Origin of the sequence: Acinetobacter sp. 5862, assembly GCF_024494585.1 — a bacterium.
Taxonomy (GTDB): domain Bacteria; phylum Pseudomonadota; class Gammaproteobacteria; order Pseudomonadales; family Moraxellaceae; genus Acinetobacter.
Genome location: NZ_JANHGP010000020.1, coordinates 45,648 through 54,091 on the forward strand (window position 1 = coordinate 45,648; position 8,444 = coordinate 54,091).

An 8,444-nucleotide genomic window follows, 5' to 3' on the forward strand; every position below is an offset into this window, starting at 1 on the left:
GGATTGATTAGTGACGCAGGCACAATTAAACTACGTCCATCATAACCTAATATAAATGCTGCATTATTTGGAGAGTATGCATGAGTTCAGTGCAGTTTGATCATGTTACGGTCATTAAAAAGTCAAATGTATATTTTGGTGGGGCATGTATCAGCCATACTGTACAATTTGAAGATGGTACTAAAAAGACATTAGGTGTGATTTTACCTACTGAACAGGCATTAACTTTTGAAACACATGTGCCAGAACGTATGGAAATCATTTCTGGTGAATGTCGTGTAAAAATTGCAGACAGTACAGAAAGTGAGTTATTCCGTGCAGGTCAGTCTTTTTATGTCCCAGGAAATAGTGTTTTCCACATCGAGACTGATGAAGTGCTTGATTATGTATGTCATTTAGAAGGTTAACTGATCGCTTCCTAAATCGGGTACACTATACCTAAAGAGAATCCTGTAAATTCATTTTGCAGGATTTTTTTATTAAATTCCCTTGCGGAGCTATTCGCTCCTCACCTGTAAAGCTACTTTGCAGGATTTTTATTTTTTCAAAATCTCCCTTTATAGATCGGGAATACTGCAAGAGGTCGTTCATGGCAAAACCTGAATATTATTATGGCGTTCATTCGGTTGAGTCATTATTAGAGTTAGAGCCTGAACGCGTTTTGACTTTATTTACCTTAAAAGGTCGTGATGACCAGCGATTACAAAAGATTTTGCAACTTGCCGAACCTTTTGGGATTAGCGTCCAAAAGGCGAGTCGGGATAGTTTGGAAAAGCTTGCAGGCTTACCTTTTCATCAAGGTGTAGTGGCTGCAGTTCGACCACATCCAACCTTAAATGAAAAAGATTTAGACGAATTGATGCAGCAGTCACCAGATGCTTTGTTATTGGCATTAGATCAAGTGACGGATCCGCATAATCTCGGTGCATGTATTCGTACCGCAGCTGCAATGGGGGTTCAGGCGGTGATTGTACCGCGTGATCGTTCGGCTAGTTTAACTCCGACGGCACGTAAGGTTGCCGCAGGTGGTGCTGAGAAAGTGAAGTTTATTCAGGTCACCAATTTGGCCCGAACATTGGCACATCTTAAAGAGACTACACATAGCCGTGTGATTGGCACTATGCTGGACGAAAAGGCATTGCCTATTCAACAGTGTGATTTTAATGGTCCCGTGGTGATTGTCATGGGTGCGGAAGATACAGGCTTAAGACCGATCACCCAGTCGCAATGTGACCAAACCGTGTATATCCCCATGTCTGGTGATTTACAAAGTTTAAACGTCAGTGTGGCAACAGGCATGGCACTTTATGAGGCATGCCGTCAGCGTAATGCTGTATAATTCACACAATTATCGTCAATGTAATTAAAAATGACTGCTCGCACGCAAGGCTATCTGTTGGTCTGTATCACCATGTGCATCTGGGGTGGTTTTACCATTCTCTCCCGTTTAAATCTGCACTGGCATGTCAGTGCCTGGGACTTGGTGGCCATGCGTTTTGCGATTGCTTTTATCATTCTCATGCCTGTGCTGGTGTATAAAAAAGATTTGGCATTTCTGTGGCATCCACGTCCAGTCATTTTAGCCTTAACAGGTGGTTTAGCTTACTGTCTGACCGTTTATACTGCTTTTTTGCAAGCACCAGCAGCCCATGCTGCAATTTTCTTAAATGGCTGTATTCCTCTATGTACGGCAGTTGCTGCTTATTTGTTGTTTAGACAACCTTTTGATAAACATACTTGGTTGAGTCTTAGCATCATGTCAAGTGCGCTTGTATTGATGAGCTATCTGATGCTGCGTGATCAAGCGACCGCTTTTGGCTTAGGCGATTTACTTTTTTTTATCAGCGCTGTTTGGTGGGGAATTTTTACGGTATTGCTTAAACAATGGAAATTATCGGCTTGGCATTCCATGGCAAGCGTGGCAATTTGGTCAGCGATTATTTATTTACCTGCCTATGTTTTATTTGTTCCAAAACATTTTCAAGAAGCAGAACCCATTCATTTAGTCATTCAAGGTTTATTTCATGGTGTATTGGTCGTAATTATTGCGACATTGACCTATGTTGCTGCGATTGAGCGTTTAGGTGCCTTTAAAACGGGGAGTATTGTTACTTTGGCACCTTTTATTGCAGCTGTGATTGCTGTTCCACTGCTTGATGAGCCTCTAAATGCAGCGATTGTTTGTGGTTTAGTCGGAATGGGTTTTGGTGCATTACAGCCGTGGCGCTGGTTTAAAAAAGACACGCTGAGTGAACGACTGGCGCAACAGAAGCAGGATTAAAATGCTTGCTCAGCGCTTTGTAGATATTTTAGATGTAATGGTTTTAGTTGGTGGTGAAGGTGCTCAAGTAAACCATCATTCATAACAATATCATTTGCGAGTAATTGCTTTTGGGTACGAGGCATTTGTACCGAGATAATTTTTCGGATTTGTTCTTCATTTTGTCCATCTCTTTGACTTGCACGTTGTAGTTGTGTTTGTTCATTTGCATCGATGAGTAAGGTGTGATGCACAAGTTCATGCTGATTAGTTTCAAAGAGAAGAGGTGAAACTAAAATGACATAAGGGCTTTCTGCCTGTTGTAACTGCTGGATAATGGATTGGCGTATAGCAGGGTGAGTGATCTTTTCGAGTGTTTCTCGCGCTTCTGGAAACTGGAATATGTGTTCACGAAGTGCACGTCGATTCAGATTGCCATCTTCTAGTAACACCCAGTCTCCAAAAGAAAGTTGAATTTCTTTCAAAGCAGGTTGGCCTAGTTCAACCACTTCACGAGCTACAATATCTGCATCGACTACAACAATTCCTTGGGATTCAAACCATTGCGTAGCTGCTGATTTGCCACTACCAATGCCACCAGTAATGCCCAAGATAAAACTCATATTATCCACCTAGATATATTTTCATAATTTGATTTCCCCATAAAAATGCAATCCAACCAGCAATTGCAATATAAGGACCAAATGCAAATGGTTGGTTTTCACCACGCATTTTTATCAAAATAATACCAATAATTGCACCAACAACTGAAGAGAGTAGCACAATTAGAGGTAGCATCATTGGCCCCATCCAAGCCCCGAGTGCGGCTAAAAGCTTGAAATCACCATAGCCCATGCCTTCCTTGCCTGTGACGAGTTTAAAGATATAGTAAACCACCCATAAGCATAGAAAACCAATCAAATAGCCCCAAATCGCTGAACTGGCAGTTGTGTAGAGTACAAAGCTGTTAATTCCCAAGCCGAGTGCTGCCAATGGCAGCGTGAAGCGGTCAGGAAGGAGTTGTGTATCAAAGTCAATAAAGGTGAGTGTAATGAGTACCCAGGTTAGAATCAGGCCAAAGAGCATCTGAATGGTTGCACCAAATACCGCCACAACGATTAATGAACAAACCATGGTGAGAAGTTCAACCAATGGATAGCGAATACTAATTGGATTCTGGCAGGAACCACATTTTCCACGAAGTATTAACCAACTCATTACAGGAATATTTTGATACCAGCGAATAGGAGATTTACATTTTGGACATGTAGATGGTGGGGTGCTTAAGGTTAATTTTGTTTCGTCTATTATGGGTTGTTCTGGGTGTAATAATATTTGGCATTCATGATGCCATTCTTGTTCCATCATCTTTGGTGTTCTATAGATGACGACATTTAAAAAACTACCAATGCATAAACTTAAAAGTCCAACTGCGACGTATAATGCAGTTGGATTTTGGATAAAATAAGAAATGATCTCTAGCATTATACGACAGAACCCATTTGGAAAATTGGGAGATACATTGCAATGACTAGACCACCAACAAGTACACCTAAAATTGCCATAATTAAAGGTTCCATCATTGAAGTAAGACCATCGACTGCATTATCAACTTCATTTTCAAAATGAGTTGCTACTTTATCTAACATGCTATCAAGAGCACCAGATTCTTCACCGATTGCAACCATTTGGATTGCCATAGCTGGAAAGCGATTGGAAACTCGCATTGCAAATTGTAGTTGTTGTCCTGTTGCCACATCTTCACGAATTTTCATGACAGCATTTTCATAAATAACATTATTGGTTGCACCTGCTGTAGATTCTAGAGCATCAATTAAAGGTACACCTGCTGCAAAAGTAGTAGCAAGTGTTCGACTATAACGCGCAATAATTGCTTTATAGACTAGGTCACCAAATATTGGAAGCTTAAGAGCTAGATGGTCCAAACCATCTCGAAATTTTTTGCTGCGCTTTTTTGCTTCTAGGAAGCAAGTAATAATTGCCCCAATTATAATAATTAGAATAAACCAATATTTTTGCATCCAATTGGACATATTTACAACCATTTTTGTGAATGCTGGTAAATCAGCTCCAAAGGATGAAAAGACACTTTCGAATACAGGAACAACTTTAACCATGAGAATAATAGTTACAATTACTGCAACACAGATAACAGTGATTGGATATTTCATAGCTTTTTTAATTTTTTGTTTTAAAAGTTCGCTTTTTTCTTTATAAATCGCAACACGATCTAACATTGTTTCAAGCGCACCTGATTGTTCACCAGATTCAACTAATGAGCAAAAAAGATTGTCAAAATAAAGTGGATACTTGCGTAAAGCACCTGCAAAAGTATTACCACCTTCTACTTCACCTTTGATACCAAGTACAACCTCACGCATTGCTGGATTTTCTAAACCCTCTGCAACAATCTCAAAACCTTGGACGAGAGGTACCCCTGCTTTCATCATGGTTGCTAATTGACGAGTAAAGACCGTAATATCTAAGGTCGTTACTTTCTTCTTCATCAAACCCTCAAGAATATTTTTGCGTTTTTCTCGAATGGTTTTAATTGTGACCCCTTGTTTGCGTAATGTGACCTTTGCTAAGGCCATGTTGCGTGCTGGTAATTCCCCTTTAATTTTGGCGCCTTTTCGATCTACCCCTTCATAAGCAAAAGTAGGCATCATTTGCGCTTTTTTCGCTGCCATGATTCTTAATCCTTTTTATTGATTTTATTCACTTGTTACTCGGTTAATTTCTTGCAAAGAAGTAATACCTTGCATCACTTTTTTTAGACCTGAACGACGCAGATTGTCAAAACCAGCTTGTTCTGATGCTGCTGCAATTTGCAGTGCGTTACCATCTTCCATGATGATTTGAGAAATTGCAGGGGTGACTTTCATCACCTCATAGATACCTACACGTCCTTTGTACCCTTCTCGACATTCCGCACAGCCAATCGGTTGAAAGATCTGTAAATCTGGATTGGCTAAGTCTTGTTCAGTAAATCCAAGTTCAATGAGACTTTGCTTAGGTATATCAACTGGTGCTTTACATTGTGAGCATAAACGTCGTGCTAAACGTTGTGCAATGACAAGATTGACTGAGGTTGCAATATTGAATGAGGGTACCCCCATATTACGCAAACGAGTTAAAGTTTCAGGTGCGCTGTTGGTGTGTAATGTTGACATTACCATATGACCTGTCTGAGCTGCTTTAATTGCAATTTCAGCAGTTTCAAGGTCACGAATCTCACCGACCATGATTACATCTGGATCTTGACGTAGAAAAGCTTTCAGTGCAGCAGAGAAAGTTAACCCCGTTTTGGGATTCACGTTGACTTGGTTGATGCCTTCTAAGTTAATTTCAACAGGATCTTCCGCTGTTGAAATATTAGTATCCTCAGTGTTTAGAATATTTAAACCAGTATATAGCGATACGGTTTTACCCGAACCTGTTGGACCTGTAATCAGTAGCATTCCTTGAGGCTTTTCAAGTGCTTCCATGAATAATGCTTTTTGATCATCTTCATAGCCTAATGCTTCAATTCCGAGCATAGCGCTTGATGGATCCAAAATACGTAGTACTAATTTTTCCCCAAACAGTGTGGGTAAAGAGTTTACACGGAAATCGATGGCTTTGGTTTTTGACAATTTGAGTTTAATACGACCATCTTGAGGCATTCGTTTTTCAGAGATATCCATTTGAGACATGACTTTTAAACGAGAAGCTAAGCGGGTTGCCATTTGTAAAGGAGGTGTAGCGATTTGACGGAGCACACCATCAACACGATAACGCACACGGTACATTTTTTCATAGGGCTCAAAATGTAAATCTGATGCGCCCATGCGAATTGCATCAATTAAAAGCTTATTAATATATTTGACAATTGGGGATTCGTCACCTTGCGGTGATGCGTCATCATCTTCTTGAGGTGAATCTTGATTAACATCAATATCTAAGTCGAAGTCCTCACTGTCACCAAAATCGAAACTACTTGAATCACCAAAATGTTGTTCGATTAACTTTTCAAGTTTAGTATGCTCAACAATAATTGGTTCAATATTAAGTTTGGTATTGAAACGAATTGCATCTAATGCATCAATATTGGTTGGATTGCTCGTAGCAACATACAAAATTTGTCCACGTTGTGTTAACGGAACAACACGATGTTTTTGTATGAGTTTATTGTCGGTTAATTCTCGAGGTAATAATCCAACATCGTAAACCGCCAAATCAAAAAGTGGTTCGCCAAATTCTACAGAGATGCTTTCTGCAATGGTAAGTGGAGAAAGACGATGTTGTTCGATTAAATGAGCAACAATATCTTGTTTGGCTTTCTTGGCTGCATCAATTGCATTCTGCATATTTGCAGCAGTCATATGACCATCTTCAACTAAACGTCGAATGAACCCCGAAAACTTTGGAGACGTATGTAATCCTGACATCTGTCCGCCTTACTCACAATATGGTTATAATAGCTATTCTCAAAATTATACTTTTGTTACGTAAAAATACTACTATAGAAAGTGTTGTTTTTTACTTGGTTCATATTGAAAAACTTGAACTGATCGATTTTTTTACAAATTAATTTCAGATTTAAAGAGTAGCCTTCGTTAGAAATAAAGCAAACGATTGTAAAAAATCGACATATATATGTAAAAGAGACGAGAATTTTTAGATCTATTTTTTGTTGGTTGAAACTTAAACTGAAAAGAAAAACTGAATTTTATAAAAATACGTGTAAAATATACAGCATTTTTTATAAATTAGTTGTAGGTGGGCGAAGTATGTCGAATTCGGCGATTACCCCTTGGGTTATTGGCAATTGGAAAATGAATCCAATGCATGCGAGTGCTTTCCAATTAATAGAAGAATTTAAGCAGTTACTACAACAGGACAATATTTCTCCTGAGCAATGTCATATTGGTGTAGCGCCCGTGACGATTGCCTTGAGTGGTGTTCATGCTCAGTTAAAAGATGCAACTAGAGCCATTTATACTGTGGCTCAGGATCTTTCTCGTGTGGCAGGTACTGGTGCTTACACAGGTGAGGTAAGTGCGGAGCTATTAAAAGATAGCCAGGTTGAATATGTGTTGATTGGACACTCTGAGCGCCGTGAATTGTTTGGTGATAACGTCAATATTTTAAAAGCAAAACTGCAAAATGCATTAAATGCAGGTTTGACGGTGATCTATTGCGTTGGCGAAAGCTTAGAGCAGCGTGAGCAAGGCGCTGCTGAGCAAGTGGTATTACAACAAATTTGTGATATTGCATCCGTCGTTAAAGCTGAACAATGGCAAAATATTGTGATAGCGTATGAGCCGATTTGGGCAATTGGAACAGGGAAGACAGCTTCACCTGCGGATGCTCAAGCAATGCATGCAAAAATACGTGAAGGCTTAAAACAAATTACATCATTCGGTACAAACATGGCTATATTGTATGGCGGTAGTGTCAAAGCCGAAAATGCTGTTGAGTTGGCTGCATGTCCTGATATTAATGGCGCTTTGGTTGGAGGTGCATCACTCAATGCACAATCTTTTTATCAAATTGCAAAAGCATTTGCTCAAAGCAAATAATAGGAAGTAGAAATGTATAGTTTTATACTCGTTGTACATATCATTTTAGCAATTATGATTATTGGATTGGTTTTAGTGCAACAAGGTAAGGGTGCTGAGGCAGGGGCGTCGTTTGGTGGCGGTGGTGCTGCTACGGTATTTGGTGCCTCGGGAGCGGGTAACTTTTTAACTCGTTTAACTGCAATTTTTACAGCCTTGTTTTTTGCTACGAGTTTAACTTTGGCTGTTTTTGCAAAAAAACAAACAGCTGATGCGTATAGCTTGAAATCTGCTCAAACCACGACCTCTGCACCAGTAACATCGCCTGAAACTTCATCAAACGCACCTAAAACAACTCAATAAGTTGAATTAGCACTTTCCTTTTTATAGTTAAAGTAATAGAATGCGTCCCACAAAGCTGCGGTGGTGGTGGAATTGGTAGACACGCTACCTTGAGGTGGTAGTGCTTTCGGGCGTGGGGGTTCAAGTCCCCCCTTCCGCACCAAGCTTAATAACCAGTAAGTTTGGTGTATGCAGTGATGTTGTTGATGCGGGATGGAGCAGTCTGGTAGCTCGTCGGGCTCATAACCCGAAGGTCGTTGGTTCAAATCCAGCTCCCG

9 protein-coding genes and 1 tRNA gene are annotated in these 8,444 nt (G+C 39.9%); 6 read left to right on the forward strand and 4 right to left on the reverse strand.

The window, feature by feature from the left end; translation table 11 throughout:
• Nucleotides 1-80: 80 nt before the first annotated feature.
• From NO346_RS03320 to NO346_RS03330, 3 genes are all read left to right on the forward strand, one after another.
• Complete coding sequence (locus tag NO346_RS03320) at nucleotides 81-407, forward strand: pyrimidine/purine nucleoside phosphorylase (protein WP_004659291.1); 327 nt, start codon at nucleotides 81-83, stop codon at nucleotides 405-407.
• Between the two features lie 182 nt (nucleotides 408-589).
• Nucleotides 590-1,339, forward strand: a complete 750-nt coding sequence (gene rlmB / locus NO346_RS03325) for a 23S rRNA (guanosine(2251)-2'-O)-methyltransferase RlmB (protein ID WP_256414224.1) — start codon at nucleotides 590-592, stop codon at nucleotides 1,337-1,339.
• 30 nt (nucleotides 1,340-1,369) lie between these two features.
• Entirely contained in the window at nucleotides 1,370-2,281 is a 912-nt protein-coding gene (locus NO346_RS03330) for a DMT family transporter (protein WP_256414225.1), read from the forward strand.
• On the opposite strand, the gene coaE is transcribed toward NO346_RS03330, so the two are convergent.
• The 4 genes from coaE to pilB are packed head-to-tail and all read right to left on the reverse strand — an operon-like array spanning nucleotide 2,278 to nucleotide 6,711.
• The gene (gene coaE / locus NO346_RS03335) at nucleotides 2,278-2,883 is read right to left on the reverse strand and encodes a dephospho-CoA kinase (protein WP_256414226.1); all 606 of its coding nucleotides are present in this window, start codon (nucleotides 2,881-2,883) and stop codon (nucleotides 2,278-2,280) included. The genes NO346_RS03330 and coaE overlap by 4 nt on opposite strands.
• 1 nt (nucleotide 2,884) lies before the next feature.
• Entirely contained in the window at nucleotides 2,885-3,745 is an 861-nt protein-coding gene (locus tag NO346_RS03340) for an A24 family peptidase (protein ID WP_256414227.1), read from the reverse strand.
• Nucleotides 3,745-4,971, reverse strand: coding sequence for a type II secretion system F family protein (locus NO346_RS03345; RefSeq protein ID WP_004659280.1), 1,227 nt, complete (start codon nucleotides 4,969-4,971; stop codon nucleotides 3,745-3,747). Before NO346_RS03345 ends, NO346_RS03340 begins: the two co-directional genes overlap by 1 nt.
• 24 nt (nucleotides 4,972-4,995) lie before the next feature.
• The gene (gene pilB / locus NO346_RS03350) at nucleotides 4,996-6,711 is read right to left on the reverse strand and encodes a type IV-A pilus assembly ATPase PilB (RefSeq protein WP_087547941.1); all 1,716 of its coding nucleotides are present in this window, start codon (nucleotides 6,709-6,711) and stop codon (nucleotides 4,996-4,998) included.
• A gap of 342 nt (nucleotides 6,712-7,053) precedes the next feature.
• Between pilB and tpiA the strand changes: the two genes are divergently transcribed.
• The 3 genes from tpiA (at nucleotide 7,054) to NO346_RS03365 (ending at nucleotide 8,329) form a co-directional block, all read left to right on the forward strand.
• Nucleotides 7,054-7,845 carry a triose-phosphate isomerase gene (gene tpiA, locus NO346_RS03355; RefSeq protein ID WP_256414228.1) on the forward strand — a complete coding sequence of 264 codons (792 nt, stop codon included), beginning with the start codon at nucleotides 7,054-7,056 and terminating at the stop codon, nucleotides 7,843-7,845.
• Nucleotides 7,846-7,857: 12 nt separating this feature from the next.
• Entirely contained in the window at nucleotides 7,858-8,187 is a 330-nt protein-coding gene (gene secG / locus NO346_RS03360) for a preprotein translocase subunit SecG (protein WP_005162938.1), read from the forward strand.
• Between the two features lie 57 nt (nucleotides 8,188-8,244).
• A tRNA-Leu gene (locus NO346_RS03365) sits at nucleotides 8,245-8,329 on the forward strand.
• Nucleotides 8,330-8,444 lie beyond the last annotated feature (115 nt).

What these genes read in the sequence shown, in the direction of transcription:
- coaE (WP_256414226.1), bottom strand. Translation starts at nt 2,883, where the DNA reads ATGAGTTTTATCTTGGGCATTACTGGTGGCATTGGTAGTGGCAAATCA.
- rlmB (WP_256414224.1), top strand. Translation starts at nt 590, where the DNA reads ATGGCAAAACCTGAATATTATTATGGCGTTCATTCGGTTGAGTCATTA.
- tpiA (WP_256414228.1), top strand. Translation starts at nt 7,054, where the DNA reads ATGTCGAATTCGGCGATTACCCCTTGGGTTATTGGCAATTGGAAAATG.
- NO346_RS03320 (WP_004659291.1), top strand. Translation starts at nt 81, where the DNA reads ATGAGTTCAGTGCAGTTTGATCATGTTACGGTCATTAAAAAGTCAAAT.
- NO346_RS03345 (WP_004659280.1), bottom strand. Translation starts at nt 4,971, where the DNA reads ATGGCAGCGAAAAAAGCGCAAATGATGCCTACTTTTGCTTATGAAGGG.
- NO346_RS03330 (WP_256414225.1), top strand. Translation starts at nt 1,370, where the DNA reads ATGACTGCTCGCACGCAAGGCTATCTGTTGGTCTGTATCACCATGTGC.
- pilB (WP_087547941.1), bottom strand. Translation starts at nt 6,711, where the DNA reads ATGTCAGGATTACATACGTCTCCAAAGTTTTCGGGGTTCATTCGACGT.
- NO346_RS03340 (WP_256414227.1), bottom strand. Translation starts at nt 3,745, where the DNA reads ATGCTAGAGATCATTTCTTATTTTATCCAAAATCCAACTGCATTATAC.
- secG (WP_005162938.1), top strand. Translation starts at nt 7,858, where the DNA reads ATGTATAGTTTTATACTCGTTGTACATATCATTTTAGCAATTATGATT.